The sequence below is a fragment of the Ensifer sp. ENS10 genome, from assembly GCF_014852025.1.
Classification (GTDB): domain Bacteria; phylum Pseudomonadota; class Alphaproteobacteria; order Rhizobiales; family Rhizobiaceae; genus Ensifer.
Genome location: NZ_JACVAS010000003.1, coordinates 500465 through 519307 on the forward strand (window position 1 = coordinate 500465; position 18843 = coordinate 519307).

Below are 18843 nucleotides of genomic sequence, written 5' to 3' on the forward strand. Positions count from 1 at the left end.
CAGCAATCTCTCCGGAACCACAAGGGACCTCCCATGCGCATGACCATGAAAACCTACCAAGCACTTCTTCGCCTCAAGTTCGACGTCTGCTATCAGTTGCACAACCTCGGCCATGACACCGCCGCGCCCAACGGCACGAACCGCGACATCCTCGAAGACGCCTTCCGGCTTGCCCTGCTCTGGCAGGGGTGCTCGTTGGAGGACGCGTGGGAGGGCGCTTTCGAGCTTGGACGTGCCACGCCCGCTGTCGTCGTTCGTGAGTGGCTTGCCGCCTATCGCGACGAGCACAGCATCGAGGCCCGGCAGCAGCGCTCGATCGGCGCCGTCTTCGAGCCCCCTCTTCCCACCGCCGAGCTGGCTTTCAGCAGCTTCAAGGACGACTGCGAACGTTCATCCCGAGCCCCCGCGCCTTCCCTGCGCACGTTCCAGCGCCGAGTGCGCATGGAGCGCCGGCTGCTCAGCATCATGCAGCGCCTTCGGAACCGCCAAGCCAAACGCATGCGAGCTCTTGAAAGGGAGCGTGCTCGCATGCCGCAAGCATCGGACTTCATCGGCCGCATCCTGGACATCGCCGAGGCTGAAGGCTTCCGCGTGGCCCGCCCGGGCCGCTCCTGACGCCTGCCCAGTCCCAATCTCAAACTCCCAAGGAGACCGAAATGACGCAACCGAGCAATGCCAGCATCCCCTTGATCGTCTTCAATGATGAAGACCGCTTCACCCGCTTCGGACAGGACTTCACGTTCGTCTCCCAGGGACCCGGCGGGTTCGTTCTTCAGAACCTCGCCAACGGTATCCAAGTCGCGCTCGCGCCCGATCAAATGGCGAAGATGTTCGCGGGCCGTAGCCGCCCCGCAGCGGCGCGCACGACTGGAAGGCTGGGTGCCGGCCATTCCGCCACCCATGCAGCAGACGACTGCTGATCTCTTCCACGGTTCGCCTGCCCATTCCTTGCCATATCCAATTCCAAACTCCTAAGGAGCCTGAAATGACCCTTCCCTTCTTCGAACCGAACAAGCCCATCGTTCCGATCTTCGTTTTCAATGACGGAGATGGTTTCACCCGCTTCGGACATGAGTTCAAGTACGTCTCCGCTGAACGCGGCGGCCACCTGCTGTTGAACCTGACCAACGACATCCACGTTGGTTTCACGGACGAGCAGATGAAGGAGATGTTCGATGATCCGATCAATCCCTTGGTCTACTATCCGGGCCGTCACCTTCCCGAAGGCGCACGGGCTGCAATGCACCCGCAGACCTTCGTTGGCGACCTCAACGACGTCAACGACCAGGAAGAAGTACTGTTCAAGACTCAGTTCGCGGAAACTTTCGTTCGCTGGGAAGCGGAAAACCCCAAAGTCACGCGCTCGGATGACAGCATGAGCATCTACGTGCCCAAGATCTTTAAGGAGATCCAGAGCGGCAAGACGTGGAAGAACAAGCACGCTACCCCCAGCTGGCGCACTCTGCGCAACTGGATCCGGACCTACGAACGCGATCCGAACCCGTACTCGCTCATGTCCCGACGCGGCCGCTGCCAGAAGAACACGTACTTCGACGCCGAAATCGAAGCGCTGCTTCGTGATTACACGTTGCAGTATGCGACCGACGAACGCCTTCCGATGTATCGCCTTCACAGCAAAATGAAGGACGCCATCGACCTTCTCAACGCCAAGCGACCGGCGGACAAGCAGCTCAAGGTTCCGTCGCTCAAGACGTTCCAGAACCGGGTCAACGACCTCCCTCCCGCGTTCATCGAACTTGGGCGCAACGGTGAGGAAGCGGCAAACCGGAAGTTCAACGCCATCCACCGTGGGCAGGAAGTCGTTCGCCTCGGGCAGCGCACGGAAATGGACGAATGGCGCATCGACCTTCGCACTTTGCTGTCGCTTTCCCCTTTCTGGAAAACGCTGACCCCAGAACAGAAGGAGCGGGTGCCTAAGATCACGCTCTGGATGACCGCCATCATCGACGTGGCTTCGCGTTGTTTGCTGGGGTTCCGGGTGCATCGGAAAGCGCCCTCCCGCACGACTGCGATCGGTACTCTCGAAATGGCGACGATCGACAAGACCGCCATCGCCAAAGCCTACGGCTGCATCGATCCCTGGGAATTCGCTCTCACGCCTTCGTCCATCGCGGTGGACTCGGCGACTTGGTACACGGCGACGGCGTTCCGCGTAACGGTCGCGGACCTTGGTGCGACCTTGTTCCTGCCGCCGGCTGGAAAGGCTTCCGCGCGCGGTACGATCGAGCGCTTCTTCCGCACCTGCTCGACCCAGGCGCTCGAGGAACTCACCGGCCGTACCTGGGGTTCGATCGAAGCCAAGGGTGACCGCAATCCCGACGAAGAGGTCAGCGTGACCTTTGACGAGGTTGCGCCTCACCTCACCCGGTTCTTCGTGGACGTCTATCACAACACGCCCCACGCAGGCCTGAATGGCGAGACGCCTCGCAATGCCTGGAAGCGCCTTCGGAAGCTCGGCATCACTGCGCCACCGACGGGTGAGCGCCGCCGCCACATCTTCGGCATCAACGTGATGCGCATGATCGCGCCTAACGGCATTCGCTACCTCGGCATCCACTACCAGTCGCGGGAGCTGCAGCACATCCGTCGTCGCCGCCGTAACCCGGAAGTGTTGGTCCGCATCGATCGGCAAAACCTCGGAGCAGTATCCGTCTGGGACGGAGACGGCTGGGTGTCGGTCCCGGCGGTCCACGAGGAATTCCAAGGCATGAGCTACTGGGCCTGGTCGGCCGCGTGCAGCGAGTTGCGCAAGAAGAACCTTGAGAAGGCGGAACTTTCCCGTCCCACGCTGCGCAAGGCCAAGGCGGACCTGGCCGCCCACGGGGAAATGATGAAGATCGAAGCCGGCCTCTCCCACGAGGGCCTTACCGAGGACGTCTACTTGGCCTGGGAGAAGAAGATCGACTTCCCCATCAAGATCACCAACAAGGCAAGCTCCCTGCCCGAGGACTTCGTGCAGGAGATGGTGCTGTCCGAGGAATTCTACGAGGCGGTCGGCATCACCGGGCTGCCTGCGGTCAAAGACCTGGGCAAGGTGAAGAAGACGGCGGAAAAAGACGAAGCCGATGGCTGGCTCGACCCGCGCGAGCTGCCCACCAATGACGATCCGACTCCTGCCGCGAGCGGCAGCGGGCTCACGCTCGACAACAACTATGACAGCATGGGAGAGTAATGATGGACTGGTCGGAAAATTTCGCCGAAGCCATCGCGCAACTGCGTTCCACGTTGTCTCCCGTGGAACTCGAGATGGCGGACCGCGTCCATAAGTTCCACATTCCCTACATCGGCCTTGGACGCGATCCGGGGGTCGCGCTCGCCTTGAAACGGATGGTGCTGAACATCGCCGGACAGCGCCCCGGTGGTCGTAAGCACCCCAACAAAAGACGAATTCTTGCGGTCTGCGGGGATTCAGGCTCGGGAAAGACCCGAGCGCTGCTGGAGCATACGAGCAGAATTCCTGCCCTGCAGCCGTACGAGTTCCAAGGAGCCACGTACTCGCCCTTTCTTGCGTACGAGGCACCCTCCCCATGTACGCCGAACCTCCTTGCTCAAGAAGGGTTGAGGGCGTTGGGCGTCGACGTGAAATCGACGATCAAGGAGAACGCGGCATGGGACCTCTTTCGCAACGAGCTCAAAGCCCACCGGGTGCTCTTCGTGCTCATCGACGAGGCGCAGCATGCGGTCAATACGGCAAACCGTATCGAAGCCCAAAAAATCGCGGATGCGCTAAAGAACCTCGTCCAGATGCCCGACTGGCCTGTGCGGCTCATCCTTGCGGGAGTGCCGCCCCTCGACGAATTCTTGTCGACCGAAAAGCAGCTGTTCAATCGGAGGACTCTCATCAGGTTCGAGAAGCTCCATGGCAAACGTGGGCTCGATAGCATTCGCGAAGTCCTCGGAAAGGTAATCAAGGAGCACGCGGGGCTTCAGTTGAGCGAAGATCTTGCCGGCGATTTCGCTGCGCGTCTCAGTCATGCAAGCGATGGAGACTTTGGCTCCGTCATCCAAATGATGCGAGACGCAGCGGAAATCGTGATCACAACGGATCGCCCGGCCGTGGAGCGAGCAGACTTCGCTGCGACTTACGAGTCCTTCACTGGCTGCACGCCGGACAACAATGTCTTCAGTTTCAAGGGAGACGATTGGGTCAATCTTAAACCACTCCGCGCATATGCCCGACCGGAAGACCATGACTGGCGCAGTTCCTTCAGCGGAGCTGCAAAGCCGAGATCCAAAAAGAAGACCGTCGCCTTCGGAGACCGCCCATGAGACAGCTAACCCTCACGTTGCCCCGCAGTCAGGACGAATCCCTGGCGAGCCACTTCTCGCGGGTCGCGGCCCTGCACGGTCAGCCTACCGCATCCGCGTTTGCCGGCGTGTTCGGTATCAGCTTCCGAAAACTGGCAGCCGGAGTGAGCCCGGATGTCTACAAGGCGGCGGCCGCGCTGGGCGACACGCCCGACAGCGTCGATGCGTCCCTCACCCGGTACCAAAAGAGGCGTCTTGGTATTCGGGGCCATCTCTTCACCCGCGATTTCGCGTGCGCGCGCCAGAGGCGCTTCTGCCCATCGTGCCTGATTGAAGACGAAGAGCAAGGAATGGGCCGCCCCGGCCTTCGTGCCTACGGCAGACTCTCCTGGCTTCCTCGCTTCGTCCAGGGATGCCCTGTGCATGAAACGACACTCGTCGAGTTCGATCCGCTGGCCTGGCATTTTGGACCCGACTTCACGCTGTATCTCCGGTCGTCCCGAACGTCGCTGGCTGAGTATCAAAGACGGGCGCGTCCCGCGGCGAACACCGCCTTTCAGCAATTCGTGCTCGGTCGTCTCGCTGGTGCTGCCTCGGGCCAGTGGCTGGACAGCATCCCGTTGCAAGCCTTGGGCCATCTGGCAACCGTCGTAGGCATGACCACGAGGGGAGAGACCGCTGTCTCGCCACGCGAAGACGAAAAGGTAATCCGCGACTGCGCGCCTGACGGCTTTGCCATCCTTGCATCCGGGGAGAACGCCTTTCGGGAGTTTCTCTCCTCCGTTATCGCCCGCAACTACACACCAAGGAGAAAGCTCTCCGCCTTGATCATCTACCGAGAACTGGCCACGGAGATGTCTTTCCATCGGGACGAGCCTGGCTACCGTGACATCTTGGCTATCATGCAAAGCGTCGCTCGGGACATGCTTCCTTTGGGCTCGAATGAAGGCTTCCTGGAGGCCGTCGGCCAGCGGCATCTTCACTCGATCCACAGCGCTTCCAAGGAGTTCGAGATTCCCTTCACAATCCTCTGGGCAGCGCTCGAAGAGAAGAAGTTGGTGCCCACGGGTCTCAGCCCTTGGACCGTTGCCCGGATGACCTTCGAAGCCGAGTCGGTTGCCGACGTCGCGCGCGCCCTGCTTGAAAGCGGCTTTGCCGGATCGGAAGCCCATAAGCGGTTTTCACTCTCGGCACGTTTGGCCGCAGCGACTGACAAAACCAACTTCGAGCCGGCCGATTGGCTGACCTTGGAGCAGGCAACCAGGAAGCTCGGCACCTTGAATAGAGAGCTGATGGCTGCCTTGGTTGACGATGGCTATCTGACGGAAATCGAGGCTCCCACTCAGGACGCACCGCCGCGAATACGAAAAGCCGACATAGAGGAGTTCTGCCGAAAATACGTACTGGAGCCGTCATTCCATAAATGGGTTTCCCGGAAGACCAGCCTCGAACCAAGTGCCTGGCTCAACTCTCTAGGGATAGCTCCAGCGCTACCTGAATACCGAATGGGAATGAACATTTACTCCATGGACTCTTACGCGAAAGCATCGCGCGCCAGGTCGGCGAGGTCCTGAAAAGCGAGCCGGGGATTCCCCGGCTTCTTTTTTGTTCATTTTCCGTGGGAAACTTGAGGGTTCCTTTTGGGAATCAGGGGTTTACTCTTGGAATTTTCCGGGCCAACGATATCAATGGGTTGCAAAGGGCCTGGGCAACTTGAGCTTACTTTTGACAGTTGCCCGGCGTCCGGATTGGACCTATGACCATTGACCAACAACGCAAAAACGCTTCCGAATTCGCCGAGCCGGAAGGCTTGGCCAGCAGGGTTTGAACACGATGAAACTCGATGCCGTCGATGTCAGGCAAGCCGCCTCAGCCGCCGATATCGTCTATGAAGCCTTGCGCAAGGCGATCATCGAAGGTGACCTCGCCGAGGGCGAGAACCTGCGCCAGGACCACATCGCCCAGATGTTCAACACCAGCCGCATTCCGGTGCGCGAGGCGCTTTCACGTCTTGAGCAGCATGGCCTGATCACCACGGAGCGCTACAAGGGCGCGGTCGTCGCCGGGCTTTCGATCGAAGAAATCGAAGAGATTTTCGAGTTCCGCGCGCACATCGAGGCTGAAGTCATTCGTCTGGCCGTGCCCAATCTCGACCGCCGCACGCTCGAGCTTGCACGCCAGCATTGCGAGGAGTTCGAGCGCGAAGAGAATGCGGAGCGCTGGGGCGAGATCAACCGCAACTTCCACTACAGTCTCTACGAGGCGGCGCGGCGGCCCTATTACCTCCAGATCGTCCGCGCCTCGCTCGACCGTATCGATCGATACCTTCGAGCGCAGTTGACGCTGACGTCAGGCGTTGCCCGGGCGCGTCGCGAGCACAAGGCGATCCTGGATGCCTGTATGGCACGCGACGCCGAGCGGGCTTGTGCGTTGACGCGCGACCATATCCTTGATGCCGGTCGCTCGTTGACCATCTTCCTCAGAGAACAAAGAGGCTAGCGGCGCTAGCTTTCCCGCCACTCTGGCCAACCGTCATAATAGTTTGATTTACATATCGTTTTATCTTGTTTCATTCCGGATCGATTCTTGACTCTTCACACCAGGACTCCCGCTGAAATTGCACCGGAGCTTGATCTCTCCTCGGTTGACAAGCGACGCGGAAGCCTGAAAAGTGAAGCCCCTATCGAGACCGGCAGCGTTGGGAGGACTTGATGTCTGTGCGCGCGTTTTTCGGCCTTTCCACCCTACTTTTGTCTCTTTTGACCATCGGAAGTCCCGCCGCTGCGCAGGAGACCGGTCGCCAAGTCGAGATCACGCAGGATGGCGACTATTTCGGTTTCGATCTTAGGACCGAGCAAAACGTCTCGCTCGATGAGTGCCAGCAGACCTGTATCGCCGATCAGTCCTGCCGCGCCTTCACCTACAATCCCAAGGTGAAGTGGTGCTTCCTCAAGTCCGATTACAATCAGCTGAATTCCTTCCCGGGCGCGATCGCCGGCAAGATCGTGCAGCCGCAGGCCGCCGAAGCCGATATCGGCGCACCGCCGCGGCTGAAATTCCTGTCGGATCAGATCCTGCAGGACGCCCGCAACACCAAGGCCAACCTCACCCTTGCCGACGACCAGCAGGGGATGGGCGTCAATACGCTCCTCGACATGGCGCGCGGCCAGGCCGGCATGGGCAATATCGAGAACGCCCTGAAGGCGTTCCAGGGTGCGCTGGCGATCACGCCCGACGACGCCGAGCTTTGGCTTGAGACAGCCCGCACGGCCAACCGCATCACCAACAATTCGGCCGTCTCGATGCAAGCGGCGATCGCCGCAATCAACGGTTATGAACTCACGCGCACGACCGAGAGCCGCGCCCATGCGCTCGCCGTCATGGCGAAATCGCTCGAAGGCGCTGAAAACTTCCGCGCCGCACTGGACGCCTACAAGGCGAGCCTGGAGCTGGTGAAGGCGAAATCGGTCGAGGCGGCCTATCTCGATCTCAAGCAGCGCAAGGGCTTCCGCGTGGTCGAGCATACGATCGACTCGGACGCAGCAACGCCCCGCGCCTGCGTGCAGTTCTCCGAACAGCTTCTGAAGAGCGGCGCCGACTATGCCTCCTTCGTCACCGTCAACGGTGCGGCGCCAAAAGCGCTCGAAGCCAAGGGCGACCAGATCTGCGTCGAGGGACTTTCGCATGGCGAGCGTTACAAACTGACGCTCAGGACCGGCCTGCCATCCACGGTCGACGAGGTGCTGGAAGCGCCCATCACCCTCGACATCTATGTCGCTGACCGCGCCCAGATGGTGCGCTTCACCGGCGACAGCTTCGTGCTGCCCTCGACCGCACGCCGCGGCATCCCCCTCGTATCAGTCAATACCGACAGCGCCAAACTCAAGCTCTACCGCGTCGGCGATCGCAGCATCGCCCAGGTGCTGCAGAGCTCGCAGTTCCTGACCCAGCTCGACGGCTACAGCGCCCAGCGCATTGAGGACGAAAGCGGCGAACTCGTATGGCAGGGCACGATCGACATCGCGCGTGACGTCAACAAGGAGGTTGTCACCAGCTTCCCGGTCGACGAGGCGCTGCCTGAGCGCAAGCCCGGCGTCTACGTTCTAACCGCAGCCCCGACCACCGGCGTCAGCCAGGAATGGGATGCGCGCGCGACGCAATGGTTCGTCGTTTCCGATATCGGCGTTTCCACCTATGCCGGCACCGACGGGCTGAACGTCTTCGTTCGCTCGCTCGCCTCGGCAGAACCGATCGAAGGCGTTGAGCTGCAGCTCGTCGCCAAGAACAACGAGATTCTTGGCACGGCGACCAGCGATAGCGATGGCCGCGTTACCTTCACGGCGGGTCTGATCCGCGGCACGGCCGGGCTGACCCCTGCTGTCATCACCGCCAAGAACGGCGAAGACGATTACGTCTTCCTCGACATGAGCCGCGCCGGCTTCGACCTTTCCGATCGCGGCGTTACCGGCCGCGCCGCGCCCGGCGCCATCGACATTCTCGCCTGGACCGAGCGCGGCATCTACCGCGCCGGCGAGACGGTGCATGCCGCAGCGCTTGCCCGCGACGTCGACGGCATGGCGATCGAGAACCTGCCGCTGACCTTCGTCTTCCTCCGTCCCGACGGCGTCGAATATCGCCGCATGACGAGTTCCGGCGGTAAGCTCGGCGGCCATACGCTCGATCTCGACACCCAGGCCAACGCCATGCGCGGCACCTGGACGATGCAGATCTTCACCGATCCGAAATCCCCGGCGATCGGCGAAAAGCAATTCCTGGTCGACGACTTCGTGCCCGATCGTACCGAATTCGACCTGACGAGCGACGCAAAGGAAATCGCTGTCGGCGAGACGGCAAGCGTCGCTGTCGACGGACGCTATCTCTACGGCGCGCCCGCGGCCGGCCTCGAGCTCGAAGGCGAAGTGACGATCAAGCCGACGCGCGAAAGTGCCGCCTTCAAGGGCTATTCCTTCGGCCTCGCCGACGAAGAGGCGAGCGAAGACACGCGCCTGCCGCTTGAGGAACTTTCACCGCTCGACGAGGAAGGTAAATCCAGCTTCGACGTCCTCATCGATGAAGTGCCCTCGACCACGCAACTGCTCGACGCGACCGTCACCGTCCGCATGCGCGAGGCCGGCGGCCGCGCCGTCGAACGTTCGCTGAAACTGCCCGTGCGCGCCGAAGGCCCGATGCTCGGGATCAAGCCGGAATTCGAAGGCGAACTCGCCGAAAATTCCGTCGGCAAGTTCCGTGTCATCGCCGTCGATCCGAGCGGCAGCAAGATCGCCATGCCCGGGGCCTTGTGGAAACTCATCAGCGTCGAGCGCAATTATCACTGGTACCGTGACGGCAGCGCCTGGAAATACGAGCCTGTCGTCACCACCAAGCAGGTGGCAAACGGCAGCGTCGACCTGACGGAAGACGGCGGCGAAATCGCCGTGCCGGTTGGTTGGGGGCGCTATCGCCTGGAGGTCGAGACAGCCTCGATCGACGGTCCGACGTCGAGCGTCGAGTTCGACGCCGGCTGGTATGTCGCTGCCACCTCGACCGAAACGCCCGACGGCCTGGAGATCGCGCTCGACAAGGAGAAATACGCGGTCGGAGACACGGCCAAGCTCAAGGTCTCGCCGCGCTTTGCCGGTGAACTGCTGGTCACTGTCGGCACGGAGAACCTGATCACCACCCAGACCGCATCGATTGCCGCGGAAGGCGGCGAAGTCGAGCTGCCGGTTACCGAAGCCTGGGGCGCCGGCGCCTATGTGACGGCGACGCTCTACCGGCCGGGCGATGCGCAGGAAAGCCGCATGCCGATGCGCTCGATCGGCATCAAATGGCTCTCGGTCGATCCGGCCGAGCGCAAGCTCGCGGTCACACTCGATGCACCGGAAAAAATGGAACCGCGTAAGGCACTCGACATCAGCCTTCAGGTTGCCGGTGCCGGTGCCAACGAGGAAGCCTATGTGACGATCGCCGCGGTCGACGTCGGCATCCTCAATCTCACGCGTTACGAGGCGCCAGATCCGGAAGCCTGGTACTTCGGCCAGCGGCAGCTAGGCCTCGAGATCCGCGACCTCTACGGCCGCCTGATCGACGGCTCGCTTGGCGCCACCGGGCGGTTGCGCACCGGCGGTGACGGCGGACAGGTCGCTCTTCAGGGCAGCCCGCCCACGGAAAAGCTGGTCGCTTTCTTCGAAGGTCCGATGCAGCTCGACGGCGACGGCAAGGCGACCGTCAGCTTCGACATCCCGCAGTTCAACGGAACGGCGCGGCTGATGGCCGTTGCCTGGACGAAATCCGGCGTCGGCCACGCCACGCGCGACGTGGTGATCCGCGATCCGGTCGTCGTCACCGCCAGCCTGCCGCGGTTCCTGGCGCCGGGAGACCGGTCGGAACTGAGGCTCGACATCGCCAACACCGATGCACCGGCCGGCGACTACCAGATCCATGTCACGACCAGCGGTCCCGCCACGGTCGAACAACCGGGCACCGGCAACACGGTGACCCTGGAACAGGGCGGCCGTTCCTCCATCACCTTGCCGGTGGTCGGGCAATACCCCGGCAACGGCGTCGTCACGGTGGCACTGACCGGTGCGAACGGCCTTTCGCTGGAACAGTCGCTCGATCTGCTCGTGCGTCCGGCCACCCTGCCGGTGACCCAGCGACAGGTCGTCGCGATCGCGCCGGGAAGCAGCCTGACCGTCGACGGGCAGTTGCTCGCCGACAGCATTCTGCAGGGCGCCTCGGTCAACCTCAGCGTCACGCGTTCGGCCGCCTTCGATATGCCGGCGCTGCTGATGACGCTCGATCGCTACCCCTATGGCTGCGCCGAGCAGACGACGAGCCGCGCACTGCCGCTGCTCTATCTCAGCGAGCTCGCCAAGCAGTCCGGTCTCACCGACGACGAAGGCGTGACGAAACGGGTGCAGGAGGCGATCTATCGCGTCCTTTCCTATCAATCGTCGTCGGGCAGCTTCGGCCTCTGGGGGCCGGGTTATGGCGACCTCTGGCTCGATGCTTATGTCACCGACTTCCTGACCCGCGCCCGCGAACAGAAATACGACGTGCCGGAGGCCGCGATGGTCCAGGCGCTCGAAAACCTGCAGAACGGCGTCAGCTACGACACCAATGCCAAGGATCGCGGCAACGAGATCGCCTATGCGCTCTACGTGCTCGCCCGCAATCGCAAGGCGGCGATCAACGACCTGCGCTACTACGCCAACACGCTGATCGACGACTTCCCGACGCCGCTCGCCAAGGCGCATATCGCCGCGGCGCTGGCACTCTATGGCGACGCCCAGGGGTCGCAGGATACCTTTGCCAAGGCGGCGAACATGTCGACCGGCCTCATCAATGTCAGCCTGTCGCGCTCCGATTACGGCTCGTCGCTGCGTGACAACGCGGCGGTGCTGGCGCTCGCCGCCGAAAGCCGTCCGGTGCCGCCGATCGTTCCCGAGCTGTCGAAGATCGTCGCGCGCGAATGGGAGCAGAAGACTTACACCAGCACCCAGGAACAGGCCTGGATGCTGCTTGCCGCCCGCGCCATCCAGAACGGCGACGAGGATATGGCACTGGAGGTCAATGGCGCATCGAAGACTGGCAGCTATGCCGCCCAGATGACCGGCGACGCGCTTACGACCCATCCGATCGTGATCCGCAACCAGGGCGCCGATCCGGTCTCGGCCGTCGTCACCACGGTCGCCGCACCTGCCCAGCCGCTTTCGGCCGGCGGCGACGGTTTCACCATCGAGCGTACCTACTACACGCTCGATGGCGCCGAGGCGAACGTCATGGAAGCGCGACAGAACCAGCGCTATGTCGTCGTACTGAAAGTGACGGAAGCCAACGACTGGCCGTCGCGCGTGCTCGTCACCGACCTGTTGCCGGCCGGCTTCCAGATCGACAATCCGAGCCTCGTCGACAGCGCCCAGCTCAGCAACTTCGAGTGGCTCGGCGAAATCACCGCGACGCATACGGAGTTCCGCAACGACCGCTTCGTCGCGGCGCTGGACCGAAGCACGGGTGCGGGGCGCGAAGTCACGCTCGCCTATGTGGTGCGTGCCGTGACCCCAGGCGTTTACGACCATCCGGCTGCCTCCGTCGAGGATATGTACCGGCCGCAGCTTTCGGCCCGCACTGCCACCGGGCGCATGGAGGTTCAGGCGGCACAATAGGCACGACCATGTCGATTGGGCGCAAACTGCTGATCGCCTTGCCCGTCTGCCTGCTGCTGACGGGGCTGACGGGCTTTGCGATCGAGAAGGCCGACGAGGCCTTTCCGCCCCCACTTGCGGAGGCTGGCGTCGTCTCACGTGAGGTGGACGATGCCAACGGGCAGTTGCTGCGCGCCTTCGCAACACCGGAAGGTCTCTGGCGGTTGAAGACGACGGTCGACGATGTCGATCCGCAGTTTCTTGAGATGCTGATCGCCTATGAGGACCAGCGCTTCCAGGAGCATTCGGGCGTCGATTTCCTCGCGCTCGGCCGCGCTGCTCTGCAATTCGTCAGCAACGGCCGGATCGTCTCAGGCGCCTCGACACTCTCGATGCAAGTCGCACGCCTGATCGAGCCGCGCGCGCAGCGCTCAGTCACCGCCAAGCTCCTGCAGATCGCCCGCGCTATCCAGATCGAAAGGCGCCTATCGAAGGACCAGATCCTCAACCTCTACCTCACCCACGCGCCCTATGGCGGCAACATCGAGGGTGTGCGCGCCGCAAGCCTCGCCTGGCTCGGCAAGGAGCCGAAGCGGCTGACGGCCGGCGAGGCAGCGCTGCTCGTCGCCCTGCCGCAATTGCCGGAAAAGCGCCGGCCGGATCGCAATCATGCCGCGGCAGTCGCTGCCCGCGAGCGGGTGCTGACGCGTCTCGCCGTCGCTGACGTCATCGGGGACGGCGAAGCCGAGCGCGCAATCGCGACATCTGTCCCCTCGCGCCGCCTACAGCTGCCGTCCTATGCCGCCCATCTCGCCGAGCGCGCGTTGCGCAAGGACCCGCACGCGGCCCGGCATCAGACGACTTTGCGCCTCGCCGTCCAGCGCAACCTCGAAACCGTGGCAAGGGAGGGCGCTGCCAAGCTGGGGCCGAAGGTTTCGGTCGCCATGATGATGGCCGATGCCAAAACCGGCGAGATCGTCGCTTCGGTCGGATCGGCCGACTATTTCGATGCGAGCCGCTCCGGTTGGATCGACATGACCCGCATCACGCGCTCGCCGGGTTCCACCCTCAAGCCGTTCATCTACGGCCTCGCCTTCGAAGAGGGGCTCGTCAGCCAGGAAACGATCATCGAGGATCGGCCGGCGGACTTCTTCGGCTATCGGCCGCGCAACTTCGACATGAGCTATCAGGGCGATGTCAGCGTGCGCGAGGCGCTGCAACTCTCCTTGAACGTGCCGGCGATCCGCCTTCTCGATGCGGTCGGCCCGGCTGAGCTGATGATGCGCTTCCGCCGCGCCGAGGTTAAACCGGGGCTGCCGGCAGGCGAAGCGCCCGGACTTGCCATTGGCCTTGGCGGCGTCGGACTTTCGCTGCGCGATATCGTCCAGCTTTATGCAGCACTTGCCAATCGCGGCTTCCCCCTTCGTCTTGGCGACGGCATCGATGGCAAGGCCGGCCTGATCGAGGCCGAACCCTTACTTTCCCCCGTCGCCGTCTGGAATGTTTCCGATGCGCTCTCGGGCGTGTTGCCGCCGACGGGCAGCCGCCAGCGCGGCATCGCCTACAAGACCGGCACCAGCTACGGCTACCGCGACGCCTGGTCGGTCGGCTATGACGGCCGCCACGTGCTCGGTGTCTGGGTCGGCCGTCCCGACAACGGTGCCGTACCGGGCCTCACCGGCTATGGCAGTGCCGCCCCCATTCTCTTCGAAGGCTTCGCCAAGTCAGGCTTCGGCATAACCCCGCTACCGGATGCTCCTGCCGGCGCGATCCGCATTTCGCAAGCGGAACTGCCGATCAGCCAGCGCCGCTTCTCGCTGACCGCTAGCGGCCTCGTCAACGCTTCAGCGCGCGAACCGGCGCCGCAGATCGTCTTCCCGCCCGAAGGCGCGCGCGTCGAACTTGGGATGGATCATCAGGCAATTTCGCCGCTGACGCTCAAACTGCAAGGCGGACGAGCGCCATTCCGCTGGCTCGCCAATGGCCGGCCTCTCCCTGAGCTGACCCGGCGCCGCGTGACACAATGGCAGCCGGATGGGGTCGGCTATTCGACACTCACCGTCATCGACGCGGTCGGCCGCGCCGCCAGCGTGCGCGTCTTTATCGAGTAGCGGCGCTCCGTTCACGCACGCCATCCTCGGGATTTGCAGCCAGTACTGCCGCGGTGGCCGATGTCGCCGCCGTGTTCCTCGCTTCCTTCACGCTCGGGCGGCTGGCTGGTGGCGCCGGCCACCTGGTGCCCCGCGCTTGCGGCTCGATCCTCATCGGCCTTGGCCTGATGCTGGCGAGCCAGCCGATCTGACTATCACAAGACGACCGGTGCCCGCGTGGCTACCTTGGTGTATCGTGAGACACGCTGGAGTGGAGGGGCCGGACCATGCTGAATGCAACCGAGATCGCCAAGGCTGCCGAAAGCCTGCATCAGGCAGAGCAGGATCGAAAACAGATCGGGCTTCTGTCGCTCAAACATCCCGACATGACTGTCGACGACGCCTATGCGATCCAGGCGGCCTTGGTCAGGCGCAAGCGCGACGACGGCCACCGCATCATCGGCTGGAAAATCGGCCTGACGTCCAACGCCATGCAGCAGGCACTCGGCATCGACACGCCGGATTCCGGCGTACTCTTCGACAACATGCTGTTCGATGATGGCGCAAGCATTCCGGCCGACCGCTTCATTCAACCACGGGTCGAAGCCGAGATCGCCTTCGTGATGAAGGCCGGGCTGAAGGGTCCGCGCGTCAATATCGTCCAGGTGCTGAACGCCACGGACTATGTGATGCCGGCGCTGGAAATCCTCGACAGCCGCATCGTCCGCACGGATCCGAAAAGCAAGAAGGCGCGAACCCTCGTCGATGCGATCTCTGACAATGCCGCCAATGGCGGCCTCATCCTCGGCGGTCGCGCCGTACGTCCGGATAGGGTCGACATGCGCTGGATGGGCGCTATCGTCTCGCGCAATGCGGTGATCGAGGAGACGGGGCTTGCGGCCGGCGTCCTCAACCATCCGGCCCGCGGCATCGCCTGGCTTGCCAACCGGCTTGCGCAATGCGGCGATGCAATCGAGCCCGGTCAGATCGTCCTCTCAGGCTCTTTCATCCGCACGCTCGAGGCCAAGAGCGGCGACACGATCGTCGCCGATTTCGGTGCCTATGGCTCGGTGAGCTGCCACTTCGCGTAGCGCGAACGTGGCTGGCTACGCACACGCCCGTTTCACTGCACCAGGATGGCGCGGAAATCATTCACATTGGTGCCGGTCGGCCCCGGCTTGAAGAGATCGCCGAGCGCATTAAACGCCGTCCAGCTGTCGTTCTTCTGCAGCAGCGCTGCCGCATCGAGCCGTTGGGCGACGAGCCGGGCGATGGTCGTATCATCGGCAAAGGCGCCGGCATTGTCCTCAGAGCCGTCAATGCCGTCGGTATCGGCGGCAAGCGCCGAGACACCGTTGGCGCCATCGATGCCGAGCGCCAGCGCCAGCAGAAACTCGCTGTTGCGGCCACCCTTGCCCTTCCCGCGGATCGTCACCGTCGTCTCTCCACCCGAGAGAACGACGACAGGCTTGGTAAACGGCCGGCCGCGACCGGCAACCTCACGGGCGATCGCCGCGTGCACGCCGCCAACATCGCGCGCCTCGCCCTCGATCGCATCGGAAAGAATGATCGCTTCAATGCCCGCGGCACGCGCCTCGGTAGCCGCAGCCTCGAGCGAGACCGACGCGGACGCGATGAGCCGGACTTCGTTTCGGGCAAAGCGCAGATCGTCAGGCGACGGCGCGGCGCTATTCGGGCTTTTTATCCAAGCCATGACATTGGCGGGCAAATCCAGGCTGTAGCGCTCGATCAGCGTCAGCGCATCCTCGCGAGTGCTCGCATCGGCAAGCGTGGGGCCGGAAGCGACCAGCGCCGGATCGTCGCCTGGAATATCGGAGACGATCAGCGAGACGACCTTTGCCGGATAGGCGGCGGCGGCAAGCCTGCCGCCCTTGATCATCGAGACGTGCTTGCGCACGGCGTTCATGGCGCTGATCGGCGCACCGGAGGCAAGCAGTGCCCGGTTGACGGCAATCTCGTCTTCCAGCGCCAGGCCGGGCGGAGGCGAAGGCAGAAGCGCCGAGCCACCGCCGCAGACGAGCGCCACGACGAGGTCGTCCTCCGTCAGCCCGCTGACTTCGATGAGCAAACGCTTCGAGGCAAGTAAACCGTTTTCATCGGGGAGTGGATGCGATGCTTCAAGCACCTCGATCTTCTCGCAAGGGGCAGCGTAGCCATAGCGGGTGACGACCACGCCAGAAAGCGGGCCATCCCAATGGCGCTCGAAGGCGGCCGCCATCTGCGCCGCGCCCTTGCCGGCGCCGACGACCACCGTGCGCCCCTTCGGCCGCTCCGGCAGATTGGCCGCAATCACCTTTTCCGGGTCAGCCGCGGCAACGGCCGAGGTGAACAGCGTTTCCAGGAAGCGGCGTGGGTCGGTGATGGCTGGCATTTGTCTCCCCTTAGAGCACTTACGCAATTTCCGGGCGGAAAACCGCTTCACACTTTTCCTGGAATTGCTTGATGATGTCTCGGGCGGCGGTTCCTCCAACCGCCGCCCGGACACATGACCGGCCCGGCACAATGGGACGCCAGACGGATCATGTGCATTTCATGCCTTGCGCTTTTGAAGCGGCGCAATTCCGAACGGAAAACCGCTTCACACTTTTCCGGGAATTGCGCTAGGCGACCTGGTGGTTCGCCATGCGCTCCAGCGCGCGCACGAGACCCGAGTGATCGAGACCGCTGTCGCCGTTGGCGGCGCAGTTGTTGAAGAGCTCCTGCGTTGCTGCCGTGTTTGGCAGCGAGATGCCGAGCGACTTTGCGCCCTGGAGAGCCAGGTTCAGGTCCTTCTGGTGCAGCGAGATGCGGAAGCCCGGGTCGAAGGTGCGCTTGATCATGCGCTCGCCGTGTACCTCGAGAATACGCGAGGAAGCAAAGCCGCCCATCAGCGCCTCGCGAACACGTGCCGGGTCGGCGCCGGCCTTGGACGCGAAGACAAGCGCTTCCGAAACCGCTTCGATCGTCAGCGCGACGATGATCTGGTTGGCAACCTTGGTGACCTGGCCGTCGCCGCAGTCACCAACGAGGGTGATGTTCTTGCCCATCAGCTGCAGGAGCGGCAGGGCGCGGTCGAAGCTTTCCTGGGCGCCGCCGGCCATGATCGAGAGCGAGGCGTTCTTGGCGCCGACTTCGCCGCCGGAGACCGGAGCGTCGATATATTCGGCGCCGGTTTCGCGAACCTTCTTGGCGAATTCCTTCGTCTCGATCGGCGAGATCGAGCTCATGTCGATGACGAGCTTGCCCTTGGAAAGGCCGTAAGCAACGCCGTTTTCGCCGAAGAGGACGTCCTTGACCTCAGGCGTGTCCGGCAGCATCAGGATGATCGTGTCGACGGTCTCGGCGAGCGCCTTCGGCGTTTCGACGAATTTCAAACCGTTGTCGAGCAGTTCCTGGCGCGGCGGAATGACGAACTTCGAGGTGACGATGGTGTGGCCGGCATCCTGCAAGTGGCGCGCCATCGGCGTGCCCATGATACCCAGTCCAATGAAACCGATTGTTGCCATGGTGCTTAGCTCCTGATCTTGATGATGTCTGCAGATTGGGTGCGCTGGCGCTCGGTGCCGAGCCAGCTAAGGCCATCGGCCGTGGTGGTGCGCGGCTTGTATTCGCAGCCGATCCAGCCGTCGTAGCCGGCCTCTTCCAGTGCGTCGAAGACGAAGGGATAGTTGATCTCGCCGGTGCCGGGTTCGTTGCGGCCGGGACTATCGGCAAGCTGAACATGGGCGATGCGGTTGGCAAAGCGCTTGTAGGTGCCGACCAGTTCACCCTCGGTGCGCTGCTGGTGGTAGAGGTCGTACTGGATGAAGAGGTTGTCGCTGCCGACTTCCTCGATGATCGAAGCGGCCTGGCCCACCGTGTTCAGGTGGAAGCCCGGAATGTCGAAGCGGTTGATCGGCTCGATCAGCAGGCGAATGCCATGCTTGCCGAGTTCAGCCGCGGCGAGCTTCAGGTTCGCAACCAGCGTCGTGCGCAGGATGCTGTCGGACACGCCATCCGGCGCGATGCCGACTAGGCAATTCACCTGCTTGCAATCGAGCGCCGTCGCGTAATCGATGGCGCTTGCGACACCCTTGCGGAATTCGTCAACCCGGTCGGGCAGGATGGCGATGCCGCGTTCGCCGCGGGCCCAATCGCCGGCCGGCAGGTTGTGCAGAACCTGGGTCAGGCCGTGGCGCTGAAGCTCGGCGCGCAGGCTCACCTTCTCAAATTCGTAGGGAAACAGATATTCCACGCCTTCGAAGCCGGCCTTGGCAGCAAGGGCGAAACGATCGAGGAACGGCACCTCGTTGAACAGCATTGTCAGGTTCGCAGCGAACTTCGCCATGCGATGTCTC

General features: G+C 63.0%; 13 protein-coding genes. 10 read left to right on the plus strand and 3 right to left on the minus strand.

Annotated elements, in window-relative coordinates; all coding sequences use genetic code 11:
- Window positions 1-33 precede the first annotated feature (33 nt).
- The 10 genes from IB265_RS15500 to hpaH all read left to right on the plus strand — a co-directional run bounded on the left by IB265_RS15500 (window position 34) and on the right by hpaH (window position 15597).
- Window positions 34-615 carry a hypothetical protein gene (locus tag IB265_RS15500; protein WP_192371041.1) on the plus strand — a complete coding sequence of 194 codons (582 nt, stop codon included), beginning with the start codon at window positions 34-36 and terminating at the stop codon, window positions 613-615.
- Between the two features lie 41 nt (window positions 616-656).
- Complete coding sequence (locus IB265_RS15505) at window positions 657-920, plus strand: hypothetical protein (protein WP_192371040.1); 264 nt, start codon at window positions 657-659, stop codon at window positions 918-920.
- Window positions 921-985: 65 nt separating this feature from the next.
- The gene (locus tag IB265_RS15510; protein ID WP_192371039.1) at window positions 986-3193 is read left to right on the plus strand and encodes a Mu transposase C-terminal domain-containing protein; all 2208 of its coding nucleotides are present in this window, start codon (window positions 986-988) and stop codon (window positions 3191-3193) included.
- A 2-nt stretch (window positions 3194-3195) separates the two neighbouring features.
- Complete coding sequence (locus tag IB265_RS15515; RefSeq protein WP_192494876.1) at window positions 3196-4290, plus strand: ATP-binding protein; 1095 nt, start codon at window positions 3196-3198, stop codon at window positions 4288-4290.
- Complete coding sequence (locus IB265_RS15520) at window positions 4287-5843, plus strand: TniQ family protein (RefSeq protein WP_192371037.1); 1557 nt, start codon at window positions 4287-4289, stop codon at window positions 5841-5843. Before IB265_RS15515 ends, IB265_RS15520 begins: the two co-directional genes overlap by 4 nt.
- 259 nt (window positions 5844-6102) lie before the next feature.
- Window positions 6103-6768: a GntR family transcriptional regulator gene (locus IB265_RS15525; RefSeq protein WP_192494877.1), complete on the plus strand. Its 666-nt coding sequence runs from the start codon at window positions 6103-6105 to the stop codon at window positions 6766-6768.
- Between the two features lie 212 nt (window positions 6769-6980).
- The gene (locus IB265_RS15530; protein ID WP_210334503.1) at window positions 6981-12437 is read left to right on the plus strand and encodes an alpha-2-macroglobulin family protein; all 5457 of its coding nucleotides are present in this window, start codon (window positions 6981-6983) and stop codon (window positions 12435-12437) included.
- A gap of 8 nt (window positions 12438-12445) precedes the next feature.
- Window positions 12446-14527: a penicillin-binding protein 1C gene (pbpC, locus tag IB265_RS15535; protein ID WP_192494878.1), complete on the plus strand. Its 2082-nt coding sequence runs from the start codon at window positions 12446-12448 to the stop codon at window positions 14525-14527.
- Window positions 14528-14580: 53 nt separating this feature from the next.
- Window positions 14581-14718 (plus strand): hypothetical protein, encoded by a 138-nt coding sequence (locus tag IB265_RS15540; RefSeq protein ID WP_244495562.1) that lies wholly within the window; start codon window positions 14581-14583, stop codon window positions 14716-14718.
- A 75-nt stretch (window positions 14719-14793) separates the two neighbouring features.
- Window positions 14794-15597 carry a 2-oxo-hept-4-ene-1,7-dioate hydratase gene (hpaH, locus tag IB265_RS15545; protein WP_057249209.1) on the plus strand — a complete coding sequence of 268 codons (804 nt, stop codon included), beginning with the start codon at window positions 14794-14796 and terminating at the stop codon, window positions 15595-15597.
- Window positions 15598-15629: 32 nt separating this feature from the next.
- Here the strand turns inward: hpaH and IB265_RS15550 are convergent, their stop codons facing one another.
- From IB265_RS15550 to hyi, 3 genes are all read right to left on the minus strand, one after another.
- Complete coding sequence (locus tag IB265_RS15550) at window positions 15630-16898, minus strand: glycerate kinase (RefSeq protein WP_113132682.1); 1269 nt, start codon at window positions 16896-16898, stop codon at window positions 15630-15632.
- 229 nt (window positions 16899-17127) lie between these two features.
- The gene (glxR, locus tag IB265_RS15555) at window positions 17128-18012 is read right to left on the minus strand and encodes a 2-hydroxy-3-oxopropionate reductase (RefSeq protein ID WP_057249211.1); all 885 of its coding nucleotides are present in this window, start codon (window positions 18010-18012) and stop codon (window positions 17128-17130) included.
- Window positions 18013-18017: 5 nt separating this feature from the next.
- Window positions 18018-18833 (minus strand): hydroxypyruvate isomerase, encoded by an 816-nt coding sequence (gene hyi, locus IB265_RS15560; RefSeq protein ID WP_113132683.1) that lies wholly within the window; start codon window positions 18831-18833, stop codon window positions 18018-18020.
- Window positions 18834-18843: the final 10 nt, after the last annotated feature.